The sequence below is a fragment of the Nocardioides sp. NPDC057767 genome (assembly GCF_042798275.1).
Lineage (GTDB): Bacteria > Actinomycetota > Actinomycetes > Propionibacteriales > Nocardioidaceae > Nocardioides.
This window is the reverse complement of the sequence record NZ_JBHVKJ010000022.1, coordinates 22,982-44,385: the sequence shown is the minus strand read 5'-3', so window position 1 is coordinate 44,385 and position 21,404 is coordinate 22,982. Positions and strand designations below refer to the sequence as shown.

Here is a 21,404-nt window from a genome sequence, read left to right as displayed (position 1 = left end):
AGGTCCTGGCAAAGTCCTACCCAGATCTGGGGAGCGAACGGCATGGACGACCTGGGAGGGTCGAGGCTCCTCTAAGGTCCCGATGTCCCTCCCCCACGTGACAGCAAAGCAGGATCGAGCATGGCCGCGACCGGCGCCGAACGCGCCCCCGGCGGGTTCCGTACGCACCTGCAGGCGCTGGGGCAGGCACAGAAGCCTTCGCTCAACACCGCGGCCTACTCGCGGCTCGTGAACCGGCCCGCCGGTCGGGTCGTCGCCGCGGCCGCGCACACAATCGGCGCGACACCCAACCAGGTGACGGCGGTGAGCGCGACGCTCTCGGCCGCCGGGCTGACGGTGCTCGCGCTGGCCGAGCCGCGCTGGTGGACCGGAGTCGTGGTCGCAGGCCTGCTGGCCGCTGGCTACGTGCTCGACTCCTCCGACGGGCAGCTCGCCCGGCTGCGGGGTGGCGGATCGCGCTCCGGCGAGTGGCTCGACCACACCATCGACTGCTTCAAGACGGCCAGCCTGCATCTGGCGGTGCTGGTGTCCTGCTACCGGTTCGGACCGGACGCCGACGGCTGGCTGCTGGTGCCGCTGGGGTTCGAGGTGGTCGGCGTGGTGACGTACTTCGGGCTGATCCTGATGCCGACCCTGCGCCCGACACCCTCCTCGTCGCCGGTGGAGGCCCGTGAGAACCCGCTGCGCAAGTGGGCGCTGCTGCCGATGGACTACGGGGCGCAGTGCTGGATGTTCGTGCTGCTCGGCTTCGGGATGCTCTTCTGGTGGACCTACGCGCTGGTCTTCGCCTGCAACGCCGCCGCGCTGGTCGTCGCGCTGCGCAAGTGGTGGCGTGAGCTGCGGGCGCTGGACGGCATGTGATGAGCGACCTTTCCCGACTTGCCGTGGTCGTGGTCGGCTACGGCGATCCAACCCTGCTCGAGCGGAACACGACCCAGGTCGCCGCGGCGCTCGGTCCCGCGCGGATCGTCGTGGTCGACAACTTCTCGACCGACGCCAACCGGGCAGCGGTCAGGGCGCTCTGCGAGCACGAGGGCTGGACCGGCGTCTTCCCGGGGACCAACACCGGCTTCGGTGCCGGCTGCAACCTGGGCGCCGCAGCCGCGCTGGCCGCGGGCGCCGAGGTGCTGCTCTTCCTCAACCCGGATGCCACGATCGATGCCGAGTCGGTGGTACGTCTCGTGGCCGCCGTCGAGGCCGAGCCGCTGCTGCTCGCCGGACCGACCGTGCTCGGCCCGGACGGGTCGGTCGCCTCTGCGGGGATCGATCTCGACGTGAAGACCGGGGCGATGCGTCCCTGGCGGCGTCGTACCGAGCACCCCGAGGCGGAGACGCTGCCGTGGATCACCGGAGCCTGCTTCGCGGTCACGCGTGAGCTGTGGGAGCGGCTGACCGGCTTCGACGAGCGCTACTTCCTCTATTGGGAGGACGTCGACCTGTGCGCCCGCGTCCGGACGTTCGGGGGCCAGGTCGCGATCGTCGACGGTGCCACCGCGACCCACTCCGGCGGCGGCACCCAGCGCGCCGAGGGCTCCCGCGCCAAGTCGCCCGCCTACTACTACTTCAACATCCGCAACCGCGCCCTCTTCGCGCGGACCTGGCTCAACCAGGAGCAGGAGCGGGCCTGGCGTCGCGGGGCGGTCGGGGCTGCGTACGAGATCCTCATGCGGGGTGGACGTCGTCAGCTCCTGCACCCGGTACGCCCCGTCTCCGCGGTCCTCCAGGGACTGCGCGACGGCCGCCGCGACCGGCCGGTCCGGGTCATGGAATCGGTACGCGAGCTGCGCCCGACGACCAATCCCTACATCGTCCAGCTCGTCGAGACCCTGGGACGCCGTGACGACACCGAGGTCGTGCTGTTCGGCTTCGCCCGGGCCATCGCGGGCCGCTACGACGTCTTCCACGTGCACTGGCCCGAGCTGATGACGACGTCGGCCGGCACACCCCTCCGTCGCCTGGCCCGCCGCCTGCTCACCACCGCGTTCGTCGCCCGGCTGCGGCTGACCCGGACCCCCGTCGTACGCACCTGGCACAACCTCGCTCGCCCCGACGGCCTGACCCGTTGGGACCACCGGCTCCTCGACGCCCTCGAGCGCCGCACCCGGCACGTCATCCGGCTCACCGACCAGACCGCTCCCCCGCTCGACGTACCGACCTCGACGATCGTCCACGCCCACTACCGCGACTGGTTCGAGCCGGTGATCGAGGCGTTGGCCGAGCCCGTCGAAACCGTCGAGAGGCGGGTGCTCTACTTCGGCCTGATCAAGCCCTACAAGGGCGTCGAGCAGCTCCTGGAGGCGGTCACCGACCACCCCGAGGCAGACCTGGACGTACGCCTCGTCGGCTCCCCCTCCGACCCCACCCTCGCCGACCGGGTCCGCGCCGCCGTAGAGGCCGACCCCCGCGTGAGCGCCGAGCTGAGCTACGCCGACGACGCCACCCTGGCCGCCGAGGTCGCCGCCGCCGCCCTGGTCGTGCTGCCCTACAAGGCGATGCACAACTCCGGCGCCCTCCTGCTGGCCCTCTCCCTCGACACCCCCGTCCTCGCCCCCGCCAACGAGGTCAACCGCCGCCTCGCCGAGGAGGTCGGCGAAGGCTGGCTCCACCTCTTCGAAGGCACCCTCACCATCGAGGACCTGGAGCGCGCGTTGAAGGCAGTCGCCGCCAACCCGCCTGGTGACCGCCCCGATCTCTCAGCACGGGAGTGGCCCGAGTCGGCTGCGCTTCATGCTGCGGCGTTCCGGGCGTCGATGTATCCGTGAATTGTCCTTCCGGGCCCGGCGATCACCCAGGTTGTCACATCGGGTCGGCGGCGGGGTTTGGCGCGATTCTCAGTTGGGATCGGGCTGGCGGGCGGCGGCATCACCATTCCCCTCTGATCCGAAGAGTCCCCCACTGCGGTGAAGGTTCCCCACGCTCCGGAGCGTGGGGAACGTTCACCGCAGTGGGGAAATGTCCCCACCAGCAGGGAATCCGCGAGCGTGGAGTCGAGAGAGACTTGCCAGCCGCACGTTGGGCACCGGGACGAACGGCTTCAGCGAGAGCTGAGACCGGTCAGCGGGCGTCAGGACCGACCACCGGAACAAAGCTCGACCACCGGATCGTCACCGGGTTACACCGGCCGCGAAGCAACGGTTCTTTACTAACCTGAAGAACGTGTCTCCTCCCCCAGACCCGAAACGCCCACCGGTCTGGATCTCCATCGCCTCGTTCGTCAGCAGCTTCGACAGATTCGTGGTGAGCCCGATCCTGGTCCTGGTCGCCACGACGTTCGAGGTCTCGGTGGGCCAGGCGGTGGCGATCGCGAGCGGCTACTACCTCGCGTACGGGCTCTGCCAGCCGTTGTGGGGAGCACTCTCGGACAGGTTCGGCAGAGTCCGCCTGATGCGGGGTGCGCTCGTCGGGGCGGGGATCGCCGGGCTGGGATCAGCGCTGGCGCCCGACCTGGTCACGCTGGTCGTGATGCGGGTCGTCGCTGGAGCGTTCTTCGGGGCGATCGTGCCGACGTCACTGACGTACGTCGGCGACACCGTCTCCGCCACCCACCGGCAGCGGGCCCTCTCGGACCTGATGGCGGCGATGGCGGTCGGGACCGCGCTGGCGGCGGCAGCGGCGGGGATCACCGGTCAGCTGGCGGGATGGCGGGTCGTGTTCGCGGTGCCGGCCGTGGTGGCCCTGGTCAGTGCCTGGGGTCTGAGGAGTCTCGCCGAGCCACCACGGGCCACCAACGGCGGCGTCGGAGCCGCGTTCCGGGCAGCGTTGAGCAACCGCTGGGTGCTGGTGGTCGGACTGCTCGTCTTCGTCGAGGGCGGCCTGGTCCTGGGCGTGCTCACCCTCCTCGCCCCCGCCCTGCAGGCCCAGGGCGTCGACGCCGCGCGAGCGGGGCTCGCGGCGGCTGCGTACGGCATCGCGGTCCTGCTCTCCTCGCAGGTCCTCAAGGCGCTCACCCAACGGCTCCCACGGTGGGCCTTGATGGGGATCGGCGGCAGCGCCCTGACGGTCGGGTACGCCGTCGCGACCATGCGCGTCTCGGTGCCCACCATCATCGGCATCGTGATCATGCTCGGCATCACCTGGGCCTTCCTGCACACCTCGCTGCAGACCTGGGCGACCTCGATCGTCCCCGAGGCACGCGGCACGGTCGTGGCCTGCTTCGCCGCCTCGCTCTTCATCGGCAGCTCGATCGCCGCCGTCGTCGCCGGGCCTGCCGCCGACCACGACGAGTGGCACATGCTCTTCACCGTCTGCGCCGCGACCGCCGCCGTCCTCACCGTCGCCTGCGTGCTCGCCTACCGCGCCTACGCCGCGCGCGAGGCCGCACCCCGCGCGGCAGACATCGCCACCGACGTCTAGCGAACCTCAGCGCAGGTGGGCGCGGATGAGCGCCTCGTACTGGTCGGTGATCCGGCTCCAGGTGAACTCGGCCGAGTGCCGCGCACGGGCGGCCGCGGACAGCGACGCGGTGAGCTCGGGCTCGGACAGGACCCGCTCGAGCGCGGTGACGATGCCGGCCTCGTCGGCGAAGTAGAGCGCGGCGCCGTCGGCGACCCAGCGGTTGTAGCGGTTGTCGTGGGCGATCACGGCGTTGCCGCAGCCGAGGGCCTCGACCAGCGACGGGTTGGTGCCGCCGACCTGATGCCCGTGGACGTACGCCACCGAGTGGAAGCGCAGGGCGGAGACGATGTCGGTGTCGTAGATCGCGCCGAGGAAGACGACCTCGTCGCTCGCCGCCCTCAGGACCGCGCGCTGGTAGTCGTCGGCAGCGTCATAGGAACCAAGGACCACCAGCTGACGGCCCCACCGGCGGCTGGAGAAGGCCCGGACGACCTCGAGGATGCTGTTCTCCGGCACCGGCCGGGCGATCAGGGTGAGGTAGGAGCCGGGCTCCAGCCCGTGGTCGAGCACCGGCCACTCAGGTGCATCGACGACAGGCGGCGCACCGTAGGCGATCGTGGTGATCTTCTCGGCCGGCACCCGGGTCGCCAGGTGGCGGGCGATCTCGGGGTGGTCGGCGATGAGATGGTCACCGAGCCAGCAGGCGGCCCGCTCCTGCGTCCACAGGAACGCCTTCTCGGGGCCGGACCAACGGGCCCGCTTCCACTCGATGCCGTCCATGTTGATGATGTTGGGGATGCGGCGGGAGCGCAGCACCGAGTTGAGCGCGCCGGTGTTGTAGCCGAACGTCACGCAGACGCTGCCGTCCTGCGCGGCCTCCCGGGCGGCATGACGCACCGCGCCGACGTCGAACTCGATCGTCCCGCGCGGACCGTCGTGACGGGCCGGCACGTGGACGCGCTCGATGCCCTTCCAGGAGTCGATGCGCAGGTCCGCATGCGGCTCGTCGTCCTGGCAGTAGACGATCACCCGCCAGCCGCGGTCGACCAGGTCGAGTCCGATGTTCTCCACCGCGGTCTCGAACCCGCCATGGGCAGCGGGCACGCCGCGGGTCCCGAGCATCCGCACAATGGGGGTCACGTGGGGTTGACTCCTAGTTCGACTAGGAGCCGATGGCCCCTATTTTCAGCACAAGGAGACATCCCAAGGGATCCGCGCGGGCCTCGGTCCCGAAATCCAGGTCATATACCCCAAATCGGTTACGTCACCGCAGGTCCGCGGGTGAGCACGAACTGTCGCAGTGCGTCCGGGTCGTCCAGATCGACGTAGTCGAACCCCTCGACGCCCTTCGGTGCCTCCCCGATCGCGCACATGGAGTCGTAGACCTGGACGTACGCCGCCGACTGCGGCCCCCAGTCGAGGACCTTCGCCGCCCGCTCCCGTGCGCGCAACGCCAGCTCGACACGAAGCTCGGGATCGTCCAGCAGCGACTCGACCGCATCGGTGAACGCCGCGACGTCGCCGGACGGGACGAAGAGCGCCGCGTCCTCGGCGGAGACCCGCGTCTCGACCAGGTCGAAGGAGACCGAGGGCAGGGCGTACGCCATGTACTCCATCGTCTTGTTCATCGTCGAGACGTCGTTGAGCGGCGTCTTCAGGTCGGGGCACAGGCCGACGGCGGCAGCGCTGAGGTGCTGGGCGATCAGCGCGGAGCCGGCCCGCCCGGTGAACGTGACCACGTCGTCGAGGCCCAGCTCGGTGCAGCGGCGCTTGAGGTCATCGAGGCAGTCTCCGAAGCCCATCAGCACGGCGTCGACATCGGTACGACCGCGCCGGTGGACGAGCTCCTCCATGACCTCCAGCACCGTGTCGACACCGTCCTGGGGACCCATGATCCCGAGGTAGACGAGCGTGTGACGGTCTGCATGGGGCGCCGGGTCGTGGGGCCGCACCGGACGCATCACCGCGGTGTCGGGTCCGCTGCGGACCACGGTCACGTCCGCGGGAGCCATCCCGCCGCGGGTGATCGCGACCTTCCGGTAGGACTCGTTGGTCGAGATGACCTGGTCGGCGGCGGCGTACGTCTGCTTCTCGAGCCAGCGCAGCGCGGCCAGCTGGGCGCGCGCGGGCAGGGAGGTCGGGGTGCCGAACCGGGAGAGGAAGAGCTCGGGGTTGAGGTCGTGCTGGTCGAAGACGAACCGGACGCCGCGGCGCTTCCAGATGCGGGCCAGGAGCCAGTAGGTGTCGGGCGGGTTGCACGCCTGCATGATCGTGAACGGGCGGTCGCGCCAGACCTTGGTGGCCAGCAGCGCCGTGCGGATCCAGCAGTAGACGAACTCGAGCAGGTAGCCGAGCACGCCGCGGGCCTGCGGCGCGGGCTTGTACTTGTAGATGCGTACGCCACCCAGCTGCTGGCGCCCCGTGTCGCCGGGGCCCTTCGGGCAGATCACGCTCACCTCGTAGCCGCGCGCGACCAGCGCCTGGCACTCCAGCCAGACCCGTCGGTCCAGCGGCACGGGGAGGTTCTGGACGATGATCAGCACGTGCGTCCTCGCCACGATCTCTTTGACCATAGGAGCAGCGTTGAGGGTGGCAGGACCGGCTTGTCGGGCATGTACGGCATATCCCCCAATCCGGGGATCGTGAGTCGCGAGGCCCGCACCCCGACGGCTCGCGGCTCCTAGCCTCGCGTTCTGTGAACCCGCTGGCCGAGCGCATCCTCTCCGTACGCACCCGAACTCTGTCGGAGGCCGTGATCGCCGATCGGCGGACCTCGGTCGGTCCGGACGGGCTGGTCGACGCGGCCGAGGAGCTGCGGCTCGCCCTCGTCGCGGCCGCGGGCGTTTCGCGGCCGCTGGTCGCGGTCGCGCTGCCGCTCTCGACCGATGCTGTCGTCGCGCTCGTGGCCGCGATCCTCGGTGACCTCTCGATCTGCTTCGTCGACCCGTCGGCGCCCGAGGAGCACCGCCGCTCGCTCGTCCAGGCGCTCCACCCCGACGTCGTCCTCGACCGGTCGGGGATCCGAGCGGTCGTTTCGTCATCACCGGCGGAACCGCGAACGGCCGGGTACGTCGCGATGTCCTCCGGCTCCACCGGCGGCGGCCCGAAGGGCGTGGTGTCGGCCTGGGCCGGGATCGATGCCTTCGTCCCGCACGGAGCGGCCGCGCTCGACCTGGACGCCTCCTCGGCGTGGGCCGAGGTCTCCCACCTCTCCTACGACCTGGCGATGACCAACCTGCTGGTCGCCCTGGCCGCCGGCTCCTCCCTGCACCTGTCCGGAGCGCTGGGCGACCGGCTCCGGCCGCTCGGCTTCTGCGCCCGCATCGCTGCGACGCACCTGCGGCTGGCTCCCCGGTTCATCGACCTCGCGGCCGCCGAGCGGGTCGACGCCGCCCCGCGGACGCTACGGGTCTGGGGCTCGGGCGGCGACCGGCTCTCCGCCACCGACGCCCAGCGGGTCTTCGACCTCGGGGTCGCGACGGTCGTCAACACGTACGGCACCAGCGAGACGATCGGGTTCGCCAGCGCCGCCCGCTTCGCTGCCGGCGACGAGCTGCCGACGGTCCACGGGGCGCTGGGTATCGGGCGCGGGGCGGTCGGGGCGTGGCGTACGTCGTTGTCGGCCGACGGCGACGACGGGGCGCCCGCCGAGGGGATGCTCGCCATCGAGTCACCCCATCTGCCCGACGGCTACCTCTTCGGCACCCCGAACGGGGAGTACCCGCGCTGGGACAGCCCGGAGCGGGTGCTCACCGGCGACCTCGGCGTCCGCCGCGGCGACGACTTCTTCTGCCTGGGCCGCGCGGGGCGCCGGGTCAAGCGCAGCGCGAGCTTCGTCGACCTGGACGCCCTCGACGCCGAGGTGAAGCAGGCCTTCGGGGTGGCCACCTTCACCGCCGCCACCCCCGCCGGCGACCTGGTCAGCCTCGTCGAGGGCCCGGCCACCCAGCTCGACGACCTCCGTCGTGGTCTCCCGACGGTCCTGCGCCCGGACTCGGTGCCGGACCTACTCGTACCCGTCGCCCAGCTCCCCCGCCTCGGCAACGGCAAGATCGACCAGGCGGCCGCTCAGGCGCTGGCCGAGGGCGGGATGCTCACCGAGTTACCTCGGTGAGCAGTCACTGCCTTCGTGGAACTCCACGAAGGCAGTGACGCCGAACCGAGGTACCTCGGTGAACATCACCCCAGCTGCCCGCGCACGTACTCGGCCAGCGACCCGACCGACTCGAACACGTCGGCGTTGATGTCGTCCTCGTCCATCTCGAAGCCGAAGCGGTCCTCGAGGACGGTGATCAGCTCGACCAGGGCGAGCGAGTCGAGCTCGGGAAGGGAGCCGAACAGCAGCGTGTCCGCGGTGAGCGTGCCAGCGCTGTGGTCGGGGCCGATCACGTCGGTGATCGCCGCGCCGACCTGATCGAGGGTGGCCTCGGTGGTGTCGATGGTCATGGGGACTCCTTCGGGTTCAACGGGTTCAGGGGTTCAGACGAGCACTTCGAGCGGCGCCGGGTGGCTCAGGAAAGCGGTAGGGCTGGCGGTGAGCCCGTACGCCCCGGCCTGATGGACCACGACGAGGTCGCCCACCTCCGCCCGCGGCAGGCTCACCTTGTCGCCGAGCAGGTCCAGCGGCGTGCACAGGCAGCCGACGACCTGCACCGTCTCTTCCTCGGCCTCCTGGGCCGCAGCGACCGAGATCGGATAGTTGCGGCGAATGACCTGGCCGAAGTTGCCGGAGGCGGCGAGCTGGTGGTGCATGCCACCGTCGACGACGAGGAAGGTCTTGCCGCGCGAGATCTTGCGGTCGACGACCCGGGTCACATAGACCCCCGCCTCGCCGACGAGATAGCGGCCGAGCTCGATCACGACCTGCGCGGACGGCAGGGCAGGACGTACGCGGGCGGCGAGCAGCTCCTCGAGCCGCGAGCCGACGAGGCCGAGGTCGAGAGGGCGGTCCTGGGTGTAGTAGGGGATCCCGAAGCCGCCACCGATGTTGAGATAGGTCATCGCCGCGGGAAGGTCGTCGGAGAGCCGCAGCACGAGGTCGACGGTGCGCTCCTGGGCCTCCGCCAGGATCGACGCGTGCAGGTTCTGAGAGCCGGAGAAGACGTGGAACCCGGCCACCTCGACGTCGCGGTCGTGCAGCGTCTTGAGCAGCAGCGGCACGGTCTCGGCGTCGACCCCGAACTGCTGGGCGCCGCCGCCCATCCGCATCCCGGAGCCCTTGACCTCGAAGTCCGGGTTGACCCGCACCGCGACCCGCGGCCGGAGACCGAGCCGCTCGGCGGCCTCGACCAGACGGTCGGCCTCCAGCGGCGACTCGATCTCGACGAGCACGCCCGCCGCCACCGCGGACGACAGCTCGGCGACCGACTTCCCGGGTCCTGCGAAGCTCACAGACCCCGGAGCGATCCCGGTGTCGAGCGCCACCCGCATCTCGGCCCCCGAGGCGACGTCGAGCGCGTCGAGCGTCCGGGCGAGGTGCTGCACCACCGCCGGCATCGGGTTGGCCTTGACCGCATAGCTCAGGTGCACGTCCCCGGGGAGCGCGGATCGCAACGCGGCGACCCGGACGTCGATCGCGGCCCGGTCGTAGGCGAAGAACGGTGTCGACCCGACCCGCTCCGCCAGCAGCCGCACCGGTACGCCTCCGACGTGGTCTCGGCAAGCTCGACCACCGGTCTCAGACGTCATCTCACCACTCCAGACATGTCAGCTCGCTGTACAGGTAGTCGACCCGGGCCGGGTCGAGGGCGTCGCTGCGCAGCATCTTCGGCCGCGACCGCGACAGCCGGTGCGACCCGGCGGGCGCTCCGCCGGCGACCCGGTGCTCGACCAGGGTCGCCGCGATGCCGTGCTGCCTCAGCAGGTGCGCGGCCAGCCGCGGCGCCTGCCGGCGGAGCAGCTCCGGGTTGCTCGCGTAGAGGACCGAGGCGAAGGCCCGCACCCCTTTGCGGGTGTCCTTGCGGGCGACCACGTAGCAGTGCTCGGAGCCGGTGCTCAGCACCACGTGCCGGGCCGCCGCCGCGGCGCGGTGGTCGGCGTAGAGGTCCCGCTCCTCGCCCTGCAGGACCGCGTCCAGCACGTCGGGACGGCTGCTCACCCGCACCCCACGCCGAGGCAGCGCCACCGCGGGCACCAGCGACGTGGTCGTGTCCAGATCCGTGAACTTGAGCTTCCGGTTGAGCGCGACCACGTTGCCCGAGGGCGAGAAGTCGGTGAACTCGTAGCCGGGTTGCTTGAGCAGCGTGGTCAGCAGCCGCAACCCCTGGTGGCGGTGGCTGTCGAGCACGCACCACGCGCCCAGGTTGCAGACCTGGAGCGTCTCGGCACCGACCCTCCGCTCGGAGTAGTAGGCGAGGTAGGCCCCGACCACCCGGTCCTCCTCGGCGAGGAAGAAACCGTGGTTGGGCTGGGGTACGTCCCACGGCACCCGCAGCGCCTGGGTCCACTCCAGCTCCCGCACCCGCGGGTTCAGCTCCTGGTGCAGGAACCCGGAGACGGCCGGAAGGTCCTCGGCCGTGATCGGGGCGAGCACGGCCTTCATGCGCTCGCCACCCACTCGGGCCCACGCGGGGCGCTCATCCGCCGCGGGCTGACCAGGGTGCGTACGGCACGTCGCGAGGTCTGCTTCCCCAGCAGCGCACGGCTGCACTCACGGGCCAGCACCATCAGCCAGTACGCCGCCCCCTGGACCCGTCCCCGACGGACCGTGAAGAGCCGCACCCGGTTGGCGACCAGCAGCGCCCACAGCCCGGGGGAGGTGGTGGACTCACCACCGAGGTGCACGGCGCGGGCGGCAGGGACGTACCGCACCCGGAAACCCCGGTCACGGGCACGCAGGTGGAACTCGGTCTCCTCGGAGTAGAGGAAGAAGGACTCGTCCCAGGGCCCGCACGCCTGCCAGCACTCCGCGCTGATCAGCTGGGTGGAGCCCTCGGCCCAGTCGGTGTCCTGAGCACGCTCGTACTCGGCCGGCGACGCCACGATCTCGCCCGCCCACCGGACCTTGCCGGCGCGGTTGGCGCCCACGACGGCGTCGGCGAAGGCCCTGACCAGGTTCGGCGCACCGCGCATCGACTCGATCAGCCGGCCCTCGGCGTCGACCAGGTGGGGAACGGCGACACCGACCCCGGGCTTCCCACCGGCGGGCAGGGCGAGCTCGCGCGCGAGCGCCACGCCACAGCCGGGCTCGAGGCGTACGTCCGGGTTCAGCACCAGCACCGCGTCGAGGCCCGGGTCCTCGGCGAAGGCGGCTGCGACACCGGCGTTGATCCCGGCGGCGTAGCCACCGTTGCGCCCGGTCTCGACGACGGTCGCCTCGGGCGCGAGCCGACGCGCCACGGCCACGGAGCCGTCGGCCGAGGCGTTGTCGGCGAACACCAACCGCCACCCGAGGCCGACGAGCCCACCCGGCAGGGTGGCGACGAGATCGGCCAGCAGGTGAGCGCTGTTGTAGGTCACCACCACGACGGCGATGCTGCGGATCGGCTGCGACACGGTCACGAGTCTCGGCGGCCGACCCCCCTGCCGGAACCGCCTCACGAGTGCAGATCCCCCGTATGAGGTAGGCCATCGCCCCGGGCGACCGGACACGCCCTCCGGCTCCTTAGCGTGGAGAACATGCCCGCCCACGTGACCAACATCTGCTTCCACGGCATCGGCGAGCCCGAGCGCGAGCTGGAGCCGGGCGAGGACCGCTACTGGATCAGCCAGGACGCCTACGAGGACATCCTCGACGCCGTGGCCGGCCGCCCCGAGGTGCGGATCAGCTTCGACGATGGCAACCACTCCGACGTGGCCCTCGGTCTGCCGGGTCTGCTGACCCGCGGCCTGAGCGCCACCTTCTTCGTCCTGGCCGGGCGGCTGGGGCTGCCGGGGAGCGTCGACCGTCTCGACATCCGCCTCCTGCGGGTGGCGGGCATGCGGATCGGCACCCACGGCATGGACCACGTCAGCTGGCGCGGCCTCGACGCCGCGGGCGTACGCCGCGAGCTGATCGAGGCCCGCGAGCAGATCACCATGGCGGCCGGTGAGGTGGTGGAGGAGGCCGCGCTCCCACTGGGCCGCTACGACCGCACCACGCTGCGTCACCTGCGCCGCCTCGGCTACCAGCACGTCTACACCAGCGACCGGGCCCATGCGGTGGCCGGGGCCTGGTTGCAGCCCAGGTTCAGCATCACCTCGAGCGACGACGGCGCCAGCGTACGCAGCCAGATCCTGAACGGGCAGGGCATCGCCCGGCGGATGGAGCGCCAGGCGGCGGGTCTCGTCAAGAGGCTGCGCTGACCGTCACGACGTGAGCACGGTCCGGATCAGGACACGGTCGAACTTCCCGTTCGGCGAGCGCGGGAGCTCCGGGCGTACGTCGATGGTCGACGGCACCATGTAGGGCGGCATCGCGCGGCGCAGCGCGGTCAGCAGCCGGTCGACCTCGATCTCCGTCTGTCCTGCGGGAGGCGTCACCAGCAGCACGATCCGCTGCCCGAGCCGGTCGTCGGGCAGCCCGAGCGCCACCGCGTCACGGACCAGACCGGTGTCGTAGGTGACCTCCTCGATCTCGGTCGGGCTGACTCGATAGCCGGAGGTCTTGATCATGTCGTCCAGGCGCCCGACGAAGTAGAGGAAACCCTCCTCGTCGGCCACGACCCGGTCGCCGGACCACACGCACAGCTCAGGCGTACGCCACGACGCCTGCTCCCGCGGCAGTGGCCGGAACCGCTCGGCGGTCCGCACGGGATCGCCCCAGTAGCCCTGCGCCACCAATGCGCCGCGATGGACGAGCTCCCCCTCCTCGCCGGGCTCGCAGGGCGTCCCGTCGGGACGTACGACGAGGACCTCGGCGTTCGGGATGGCCTTGCCGATGGAGTCCGGACGCCGGTCGACCTCGGCCGGGTCGAGATAGGTGGATCGGAAGGACTCGGTCAGTCCGTACATCAGGAAGGGCTGTGCCTCCGAGAACAGCTCGCGAAGCCGTTGCAGCGTGGCCCGAGGCATCCGTCCGCCGGTGTTCGCGAAGTAGCGCAGGCCGGCCCTCGCCTCCGGCGGCCACTCGATGCCGGCCAGCTGCAGCCACAGCGGAGGTACGCAGGTCAGCCCGGTCACCCCGTGCTCTGCGCACAGCCGGGGAACCTCGCCCGGCAGCAGATAGTTCATCAGCACCACATGCGCTCCGACCGCGAAGGCGGTCGTGAGCTGGCTGAGGCCGGCATCGAAGCTGAGCGGGAGCACCGAGAGGATGACGTCATCGGGCCCGTTGCCGAGGTAGCTGCTGACGCTGTCGGCACCGACCACGAGGTTGCGGTGGCTCAGCACCACGCCCTTCGGCCTGCCGGTGCTGCCCGAGGTGTAGAGGATCGCGGCCAGATCCTGGTCGATCGTCGCATCGGCAGGCGCGGCGGCCTCGGTCGAGAACACGTCCGGCCAGGCGTGCACCGCGATGTCGAGAGCAACCTCGTCAGGGACCTCGGTGCCCACCAGGACGATGTGCTCGAGAGCCTCGCACCTCTTCAGCTCCTCGCGGAGCAGAAGCAGTCTCTCTCGTGACGTGATGAGCACCTTGACCGAGCAGTCGTCGAGGATGTGGGCGACCTGGCCAGCCTTGAGCAACGGGTTGACCGGCACGAAGACGCCGCCCGCGGCCGTGGCCGCGAAGATCGAGGCGACCGTCTCGGGTCGCTTCTCCAGGAAGATCGCGCAGCGGTCCCCTCGAGCCAGACCGAGGTCGCCGAGCCCGGCGGCGATCGAGCAGGCCGAGGCCCAGACCTCGGCATAGCTCTGCGTGATGCCCTTGTAGGAGAGCGCCGGAGCACCCGGTCGCGCCTCGGCGTGCTCGCGCAGCAGCGAGTGGAGCGCAGTCCTCATCGTGTCCGCACCGCGATCATCGACTTGGTCAGACCGAGGACTCGCTCCCGGAGGATCTCGGAGTCAGGGAAGTAGGAGCGCATCTCCGTCATCCCGACCAGCTCGGTCCACTGCACGTCGGCCATCGCCTCGGCGCGTGAGGCGGGAAGCGTGTGGACCAGCGGCCAGCGCTCGGCGACCCGGGCCCGAAGCGCCACCGGGAGGAACTGCATCCCGGGGAAGAGCCAGTGCGGCTCGATCGGGAAGTACCGGTAGGGCGTCTGGACCCAGTGCCGCGGCGCGGCCTGTCTGATCTGCTCGGCCAGCCTCGACCGCTGGGCATGGCCGCCGACATGCTCGAGCAGGGAGTTGGAGAACACCAGGTCGTACGCCACCGGCGCACCAGCATCCTCCAACGCGCTGCGGGCGTCGCAGGCGTCTCCCGTCACGGGCGTCAGCCAGCCCTCTTCGCCGGCTCCCGGTTCGGTCAGGTTGAGCACGACGACGTGCCCGGGGCGTACCGGCGCCCGCAGCCAGGACTCGGTGGTGCCGCCGACGTCGAGCACCTTCATGTCGGCGATGTCGGGGAAGAGTGTCGTGAACCTCTCCCAGCGCCGCAGCCGGAGCTTGGCACCGAGAGACGCAGGAGAGTCCACCAGTCGGGATCGGAGCTCGAGATTCACCTGGCAATCGTCAACGGCGTAGCGACCAGACGAGCGGCCCAGGGAACCCGGATCCCCCGTATCAGGTAGGCGTGGAGGCACCGCCCCGGAAGATGACCTTCTCGAGAAACCATGGTCGACATACCGATTCTGGACGATGCTCTAGCCGCCCGGATCTGTGCAGGGTCGGTATCGCAACGGCGCTGCCTACACCCGAACGGTGCAACCACATGCAAACCTCGGAAAGTCGAACCTCCGGACCGGCACGCCCGCGCGGCTCTGCCCGGAGACCGCTTCTCCTGATCGGCAGCACCCTGATCACGGTCGCCGCCATCGTCGCCTGGACGATCCGACCGATCTCGCAGGTCCAGGCGGAGCCGGTCAGCCTGCTCCCCGACGACGCGGTCCCCGCGATCGTCACCGGCCCGGATCAGCGTCCGGTCGAGCTGGGTCTGCGGTTCCAGGTGACCGAGCAGGTCGAAGCCGTCGCGGTCCAGTTCTACAAGAGCTCCGCGAACACCGGGCCGCACACCGGCACCCTGTGGTCCGCAGGAGGACGTGCGCTCGCCACGGCTCGGTTCGCCGACGAGCCCCGGCGCGGCCTCCAGGTGGCAGACCTCGACCGCAAGGTCGTCCTCGAACCCGGCCGGGACTACGTCGTCTCCTACACCGCCCCCAAGGGCCGGTACTCCACCGATCAGAACTTCTTCGTCGAGTCCGTCTCCAGAGGACCGATCACTGCCGGGGCCGATGCCGGCGTCTACTCCTACCGGCCGGGCTCTTTCCCCGCCCAAACCTTCGGGGCGAACAGCTACGCCGTGGACATCGTGGTACGCCGCACCGGCTCCGTCCGGTCGTCTCCACCCTCACCGACCCCGTCCTCGACGTACTCGCCCTCGGCCGCTTCGTCCGCGACGAGCCAGGGTCCGACCGCGGAATCGTCCACGCCGGACCCGGCTCCCGCGAGCACCACGTCGCCGCTCTCGAGCCCTCCGCCCCCGAAGGGGACCGCAAGCCCGTCGCTCCCGGCCTCGATACCCGACGGGTTCCCGAACCCGGCGACCACCGGTGTGCCCGCGGGCGTCCGTCTGGCCCCCTACACGGGACCGTGCAACATCACCGTGGCCGGCACCGTGATCGACAGCAAGATCGTGAACTGCACGCTGAACGTACGTGCGGCCGACGTCACGATCCGCAACTCGGTGATCAACGGGACCGTCTACAACGACGAGGCGTCGGAGGGGCTCGGCTTCACGATCGTCGACAGCGAGGTCCGGATCGGCAACCGCGGCGGCACCGGGATCGGCAACGTCGGCTTCACCGCTCTCCGGGTCGAGGTCACCGGAGGCAACCGCTCGATCAACTGCTGGCGCGACTGCACCGTGCGGGACTCCTACGTGCACGGCCAGTTCACGGACGTCAGCGGGGTAGCCCACGAATCCGGGATCCGGATGGGGGCCGGCGGTGTCATCAGACACAACACGATCGCCTGCGACGCACCTGATGTCCCGCCCGACGCTGGCTGCTCGGCAGGCCTGACCGGGTACGGCGACTTCGCCACCGTCGAGGACAACCTCATCGAGCGCAACGTCTTCCTCGTGACGACCGGCGGCACCTGCGCCTATGGCGGCTCGTCGGAGGGCAAGGCATACGGTGATGCGAACCGCATCCGGTTCATCGACAACGTCTTCCAGCGCACCGCGGCGCGGCCCAACTGCGGGTACTGGTTCCCGATCGCGTCCTTCGACTCCTCAGCGCCGGGCAACGTCTGGCGCGGAAACGTGTGGTCGGACGGCGGAGTCGTCGATCCTGGATGACGGCCCCGGATGCCGTACGCGGACGAGCCGATGCAGAGCACCGGCGAGACCGATCACCAGGAAGAAGCAGCCCGACGACTGCGGGAACGCGAACAGGTCGTAGAAGGCCATCGCGGTCGCGCCGGCGAGGACCGCGGCGAGCAGACCCTGGGCAAGCTCACGGTCGAAGTCGGTGGCAGCAGCCTCCCGGGCGGAGCGAGCGGTGAAGGCGGCGACCAGGATGACGGCCAGCAGGGCGGCCATGCCGACCAAACCGGTCTCGATGGTGTGACCCAGGTACTGGTTGTCGAGGATCCAGTACTGCGGCAGGAACGTCCCGGGCCCGCGGCCCAGCCACGGGTCACGCGCGATGAACTGGAAGGCCACGCCGTAGGCGTCGGTTCGGGACGCCACGCTGGCGTCGTCGCCGGCGCCCACGAAGAGCCCGGTGATGACACCGAGCATCCCCGGCACCAGGAGATAGACCAGTCCCGAGATCGCGGCCGCGCACCCGAGCGCGGCCAGCCGCAGACGCCAGCTCCAGCGCAGGGCGAGGACGATGACCGCGACGCCGGTGCACAGAATGGCCGAGCGCGAGATCACCATGAAGATCGCGATCGCCACGACGGCCAGGAGGACTCGGTAGAGCCAGCGTCGCGTGGGCGCGTGCAGCGCGTACACGATCACCAGCGGCAGCACCATCGACAAGATGACGCCGTACTCGATCGGGTGGGTCGAGGTCCCGCTCAGCCGTGGCATGCCACTGCGCTCGTACAGGCCGATCTCGATGCCACGGGCAGAGAGTCCGGGGATGCTGATCCGGTCCACCAGGGGCTGGCGCGTCACGAACTGGGCCAGGCCCAGCGCCGCCACCAGCCCGATCCCGATCACCAACCGGCGGGCCACCGCGTGCAACCTGTCGAGCGACGAGATCCCCTCCGCCGCCACCATGGCCAGCCCGACCATACCGATCGTCCTGAGCAGTCCGCTGTCGGCGGGCGTCAGCTCGTTGCCAGGCATGGGGCCGGACATCGCCAGCACGTAGGAGGCCATCACGGCCAGGAGGAGCCCCAGGACCGCGATGCGTAGCGGCTGAACCCCCAGATCGATCCGATAGACCCGTTGGACGTGGTACCAGACCCACCACAGGAAAGCGCCGATCGCAACGATCGTCGCCGGCGCACCCGCCGTACCCAGCGCCGGTACGACGAGCACCGATCGGATCGAGAGCAGCACGACGATGTAGACGGTCAAGATGGTGGCGGCGTCGAGAGAGCGGCGCACACCTACCGTCGGCTGACCCGGGCTACGCCCTCCGGCGAGCGGGGCCGTCCTCATGGTCTCTCACCTGAGCCGCGCGGCGGACGACTGCTCGTCGCGCGGTACGACCTGGGCGAACCCGTTCCGGGGCGGCGGCCTGACCCAGCCGTCCGAGTCCAGCGGTTCGACGATCCTGGGGCCGGCGCGGTCCTCGCCGATGTCACCTGCATCGTGCGGCTCGCCCTCCTGTTCGCGGCGGCCGCCACGGCTCTTGGAGAGCAGCAGCCCGTCCAGCAGCCCGATGACGAGGAGCCCGCCCACCAGGACGCCCGCGCCGCCGACGATCCCGGCGCGGAGCTGGTCCGTGGTCACCTTCTCCGCGGTCTCGTCGATGGTGAGTTCCTGGATGGTGATGTACTCACGGCGCTTGATCCCGAGATCGGACTGCAGGTCGGTGAGCACCCCCGGCACGGTCTCGAACAGGGCGTTCAGGGCGCCGATGGTCTCCTTCTTGCTGGAGCCGGTCACGTCGACCACGATGATCGGCCCGCTCACCGCCATGTCGGCGTACATCGAATAGTCCACGTCCGGGTGGCTCTTCTCGAGGTCGGCCCGGGCCGTCCTGGACGTCATCGCGCGGATGAGGATGTCACGGGCCGGGTTGAGACCGCCCAGCGAGAGGTACGGGTTGCCCTCGACCCGCTCGCCCGCTCGCGTCGTCCCCTCCGGCGGGAACAGGAGCAGAGTGCCCTGTGCGGTGTAGGACGGCCCCACCCGCCCCATCATCACCACGACGGCCACGACGGTCAGCCCCAACGTGACGATCACGAGATACCAGCGACGCGCCAAGGCCCCCCACACCGCGCTGAGTTCCATGTGTTCCGGTCGCTTTCGCTAGACAGTGGTCGAGGCATCTCTCGTGCCCGGCATCACCATCGTCGGGTTCTGCGGCCTGGTCCGAGGCGCACCCATCTCGGCATACCCAAGACGAGGTAGGAGCACACGGATCGCGGTCGCCCGCCGGTGGTCAGGCTCAGGGTGAGAGCTGTGACAGCCCTCGAACTCGCCGTCCTGCTGCTGCGCAGGTGGTACGTCGTCGCGGTCTGTGCACTGATGACGCTGGGCGGAGCGCTGGTGCTGCTCGACCGGCCGCCGGTCTACTTCACCCAGTTCGAGGTGGTGCTGCTGCCTCCGAACGAGACGGTCAACCCGAACACCCTCCGCGAGGACCCTTATGGGATGGTCCCGATGGCGGGCCTGCTGGTGGAGGAGTACAACCAGGGCCGGCACCCGCTCAACATGAGCACGACGGAGACGACCCTCTACGGCGAGGGACTCGAACAGGGAGAACGGGTCCGGATGCGCAACGTGGGCAACCAGTGGCTCCCGATCTACAGCCACCCCGTGATCGACATTCAGGTCGTGGACGCGGACGCGGGTCGGGTCGAGGATGAGGCGGCCCGGATCGCCCGGGACCTCGACCGCATCCTCGAACGGCGGCAGGACGAGCTGGGTGTCCGTGAGGTTTCGCGGATGTCCACCGAGATGGCACCGGAGGACGTGGTCGTCCAGGAGATCAGCGGCAGCCGGTCGCGTACGGCGGGAGGACTGGCCCTGCTGGGCGGGTCGCTCACCGTGGTCGCGGTCATCTGGCTCGAGCGCCTCTCCCTCGCCCGCGCGGCCCGCCGGGCACAGGCCCGCGAGCACGCCGACCCGGCCGTCCGGAAAGCCGACCGGGACCTCATCTCGCAGCGGTGACGCCGGAGTGACGCACCGTGCCGGAGGCGATGGCGAGGTTGAGCAGGAACGCCACCGTGCCAGGCCCCGGGTCATGCCTGCCCGCCAGGACGTCGTCGAGCCAGCTGGGCTGAACGACCTCGGTCTCCGAGAGGCCGGCGATCGCCTCCGGGTGGGCCCGCCAGTAGGTCACCACCCCGTCGGCCAGGATCTCCCCACCGACGGGTGGCCGACCGTGTCGCCGGACTCGCTGTCCGAGCTTGCGACCGGCCTTGCTCACCGTCGTCGCACCTCGGCGCCAGGAGCTGCGCCATCCGGGCGTGACGTAGGTCGCCGGCGAGGGACGCCCCTCCAGCGGCAGCCTGGCCAGCTCGGCATCGAGCTGGACCTGGAGCCGGGCCAGGAAGCGGGAGGCCGCCTTGTCCGCCGGCGCCAGCGCCCGGACGGTCGCGATCCAGCGATCGTCGAGCATCGGGTTGACGATCCTGCGGCGGGCGCTCACCGGCGACTCGGTCGCTCCTGCCCAGTGCTGCATCCGCTGGCCGAGGTAGAGATCATCCGTCGCCTCGAACCACGAGTGCCCACCCCCGGCGAGGGCGGTCAGGACCTCGGCGTGGGCGACCTCGCGCGCCCGCTCACGGAACGCCGGCCGGAGCGCGGAGGACTCGACGGCCTCGTTGACGAACATCCGCCAGTCGGCGAGGCGCCGCGCCCGTGCCTCTGTCACAGGTCCAGCACCGTTGCGGCCCAGGTAGTAGAACCCGCGGGCCACCTCCCCACCGAGGCCGGAGATCCGCGGGCCCGGCATCGCCCGGGCCTCGGCGAAGTCCAGGGCGGCCCAGGCCAACGGGTCCGCACCGAGCTCGATCGCACCGGCGGCGGCGACACACCGTGCGTACACCTCCTCGGGCTCGAGCGTGTCGAGGCCGTCCACGCTGATGATCTCGTGCCTCATCCCGTAGCGATGCGCCAAGCCGGCGGCGATCCGCACATCAGGAGAGTCGGGCCGCCCGAGGGTCACCACTCTCAGCCCGCGGCGCCGCCGTGGTTCGATCGCCGAGAGGAGCAGCCGTGAGTCCTGGCCACCCGTGAGCTGGAGGATCGCGTCCGGGTGGTCGTCGAGATAGGCGCTCAGGTAGCTGCGGAGCATGCTGCTCATCGAGGCGACCGCCTCGGTGAGGCCGACGCGCTCACCGTCCGGCGCGTCGGTGAAGGCGTCCAGTCGGAGCAGGCCGTCGTGGATCTCGACCAGGTGGCCCGCGGGCACCTTCGCCACCGACTCGAACAGGCTGCGCCCATGCAGCTGCCAGCCCAGCAGGCTCTGCACGGCGAGACCGTCATGGTCCAGCGCTGTCGGCGCCAGCCCCGCAAGCACCCGCGACGAGGTCGAGATCGCCGCCCAGCCATCGCCGGCCCGGTAGTAGAGATGACGGAATCCGAGCGCGTCGGTGGTGGCGGTGACGGAACGCCCGGCGTGCTGGACGGCACCGAAGGTCGGCAGCATCTCCGCGAGCGCCTTCCGGTCCCCGAGGGCGAGCATCCGGGCCACGTCCTCGGGCTCGATCGCCAGGTTCCGTCGCCTCAGCTCGCGTGCGAGGACCAGCGTCCGACCATCGACCAGCGGATCGTCCACCCCCCAGGTCGCCGTCTGCAGGCCGGACCTGGTGCCGTCGCAGGCCGCGTCGGGCGCGACGGCCACGACCGCTGAAGCCAGGGCCGGCGGACACCGGCCGGCGGCCGCGGAGACTGCCGCGAAACCTGGCGGTGAGGAGGTCAT

The 21,404-nt window shown here is 70.6% G+C and carries 18 protein-coding genes; 7 read left to right on the top strand and 11 right to left on the bottom strand.

All coding sequences use genetic code 11. The features are described 5' to 3' along the window. Positions 1–120 precede the first annotated feature (120 nt). The 3 genes from ACFVDI_RS13295 to ACFVDI_RS13285 all read left to right on the top strand — a co-directional run bounded on the left by ACFVDI_RS13295 (position 121) and on the right by ACFVDI_RS13285 (position 4,353). Positions 121–861, top strand: coding sequence for a CDP-alcohol phosphatidyltransferase family protein (locus tag ACFVDI_RS13295; protein WP_378905571.1), 741 nt, complete (start codon positions 121–123; stop codon positions 859–861). Next, complete coding sequence (locus ACFVDI_RS13290; protein ID WP_378905568.1) at positions 861–2,762, top strand: glycosyltransferase; 1,902 nt, start codon at positions 861–863, stop codon at positions 2,760–2,762. The genes ACFVDI_RS13295 and ACFVDI_RS13290 overlap by 1 nt, the downstream gene beginning before the upstream one ends. A 394-nt stretch (positions 2,763–3,156) precedes the next feature. Beyond that, the gene (locus tag ACFVDI_RS13285; protein WP_378905565.1) at positions 3,157–4,353 is read left to right on the top strand and encodes an MFS transporter; all 1,197 of its coding nucleotides are present in this window, start codon (positions 3,157–3,159) and stop codon (positions 4,351–4,353) included. A 6-nt stretch (positions 4,354–4,359) separates the two neighbouring features. Here the strand turns inward: ACFVDI_RS13285 and ACFVDI_RS13280 are convergent, their stop codons facing one another. Continuing rightward, the gene (locus ACFVDI_RS13280; protein ID WP_378905562.1) at positions 4,360–5,475 is read right to left on the bottom strand and encodes a DUF1972 domain-containing protein; all 1,116 of its coding nucleotides are present in this window, start codon (positions 5,473–5,475) and stop codon (positions 4,360–4,362) included. Positions 5,476–5,594: 119 nt separating this feature from the next. Then, positions 5,595–6,908 (bottom strand): glycosyltransferase family 4 protein, encoded by a 1,314-nt coding sequence (locus tag ACFVDI_RS13275; RefSeq protein ID WP_378905559.1) that lies wholly within the window; start codon positions 6,906–6,908, stop codon positions 5,595–5,597. Between the two features lie 122 nt (positions 6,909–7,030). Between ACFVDI_RS13275 and ACFVDI_RS13270 the strand changes: the two genes are divergently transcribed. Continuing rightward, a complete protein-coding gene (locus tag ACFVDI_RS13270) occupies positions 7,031–8,449 on the top strand; it encodes an AMP-binding protein (RefSeq protein WP_378905556.1) in 1,419 nt (472 codons plus the stop codon). A gap of 65 nt (positions 8,450–8,514) precedes the next feature. Here the strand turns inward: ACFVDI_RS13270 and ACFVDI_RS13265 are convergent, their stop codons facing one another. From ACFVDI_RS13265 to ACFVDI_RS13250, 4 genes are read right to left on the bottom strand one after another with little or no spacing between them, the layout of a single operon-like run. Next, positions 8,515–8,781 (bottom strand): acyl carrier protein, encoded by a 267-nt coding sequence (locus tag ACFVDI_RS13265; protein WP_378905553.1) that lies wholly within the window; start codon positions 8,779–8,781, stop codon positions 8,515–8,517. 33 nt (positions 8,782–8,814) lie between these two features. Then, positions 8,815–10,023: a pyridoxal-dependent decarboxylase, exosortase A system-associated gene (locus ACFVDI_RS13260; protein WP_378905550.1), complete on the bottom strand. Its 1,209-nt coding sequence runs from the start codon at positions 10,021–10,023 to the stop codon at positions 8,815–8,817. A gap of 1 nt (position 10,024) precedes the next feature. Continuing rightward, positions 10,025–10,876, bottom strand: a complete 852-nt coding sequence (locus ACFVDI_RS13255) for a GNAT family N-acetyltransferase (protein ID WP_378905547.1) — start codon at positions 10,874–10,876, stop codon at positions 10,025–10,027. Beyond that, positions 10,873–11,829: a glycosyltransferase family 2 protein gene (locus ACFVDI_RS13250; protein ID WP_378905544.1), complete on the bottom strand. Its 957-nt coding sequence runs from the start codon at positions 11,827–11,829 to the stop codon at positions 10,873–10,875. The genes ACFVDI_RS13255 and ACFVDI_RS13250 overlap by 4 nt, the downstream gene beginning before the upstream one ends. Positions 11,830–11,952: 123 nt before the next feature. Between ACFVDI_RS13250 and ACFVDI_RS13245 the strand changes: the two genes are divergently transcribed. Further along, positions 11,953–12,618: a polysaccharide deacetylase family protein gene (locus tag ACFVDI_RS13245; RefSeq protein WP_378905541.1), complete on the top strand. Its 666-nt coding sequence runs from the start codon at positions 11,953–11,955 to the stop codon at positions 12,616–12,618. Between the two features lie 3 nt (positions 12,619–12,621). Here the strand turns inward: ACFVDI_RS13245 and ACFVDI_RS13240 are convergent, their stop codons facing one another. Continuing rightward, positions 12,622–14,193: an acyl-CoA ligase (AMP-forming), exosortase A system-associated gene (locus ACFVDI_RS13240; RefSeq protein ID WP_378905538.1), complete on the bottom strand. Its 1,572-nt coding sequence runs from the start codon at positions 14,191–14,193 to the stop codon at positions 12,622–12,624. Further along, the gene (locus tag ACFVDI_RS13235; RefSeq protein ID WP_378905535.1) at positions 14,190–14,855 is read right to left on the bottom strand and encodes a hypothetical protein; all 666 of its coding nucleotides are present in this window, start codon (positions 14,853–14,855) and stop codon (positions 14,190–14,192) included. Before ACFVDI_RS13235 ends, ACFVDI_RS13240 begins: the two co-directional genes overlap by 4 nt. Before the next feature lie 209 nt (positions 14,856–15,064). On the opposite strand from ACFVDI_RS13235, the gene ACFVDI_RS13230 reads away from it, so the two are divergent. After that, positions 15,065–16,651 carry a DUF4082 domain-containing protein gene (locus tag ACFVDI_RS13230; protein WP_378905532.1) on the top strand — a complete coding sequence of 529 codons (1,587 nt, stop codon included), beginning with the start codon at positions 15,065–15,067 and terminating at the stop codon, positions 16,649–16,651. On the opposite strand, the gene ACFVDI_RS13225 is transcribed toward ACFVDI_RS13230, so the two are convergent. Both ACFVDI_RS13225 and ACFVDI_RS13220 read right to left on the bottom strand, forming a co-directional pair. Beyond that, a complete protein-coding gene (locus ACFVDI_RS13225) occupies positions 16,586–17,968 on the bottom strand; it encodes an O-antigen ligase family protein (protein ID WP_378905529.1) in 1,383 nt (460 codons plus the stop codon). The genes ACFVDI_RS13230 and ACFVDI_RS13225 overlap by 66 nt on opposite strands. Positions 17,969–17,974: 6 nt before the next feature. After that, positions 17,975–18,718, bottom strand: coding sequence for a hypothetical protein (locus ACFVDI_RS13220; protein ID WP_378905526.1), 744 nt, complete (start codon positions 18,716–18,718; stop codon positions 17,975–17,977). A gap of 219 nt (positions 18,719–18,937) precedes the next feature. On the opposite strand from ACFVDI_RS13220, the gene ACFVDI_RS13215 reads away from it, so the two are divergent. Next, positions 18,938–19,648 carry a hypothetical protein gene (locus ACFVDI_RS13215; protein WP_378905523.1) on the top strand — a complete coding sequence of 237 codons (711 nt, stop codon included), beginning with the start codon at positions 18,938–18,940 and terminating at the stop codon, positions 19,646–19,648. On the opposite strand, the gene ACFVDI_RS13210 is transcribed toward ACFVDI_RS13215, so the two are convergent. Continuing rightward, positions 19,632–21,404, bottom strand: coding sequence for a hypothetical protein (locus ACFVDI_RS13210; RefSeq protein ID WP_378905520.1), 1,773 nt, complete (start codon positions 21,402–21,404; stop codon positions 19,632–19,634). The two genes, ACFVDI_RS13215 and ACFVDI_RS13210, sit on opposite strands and share 17 nt — an antisense overlap.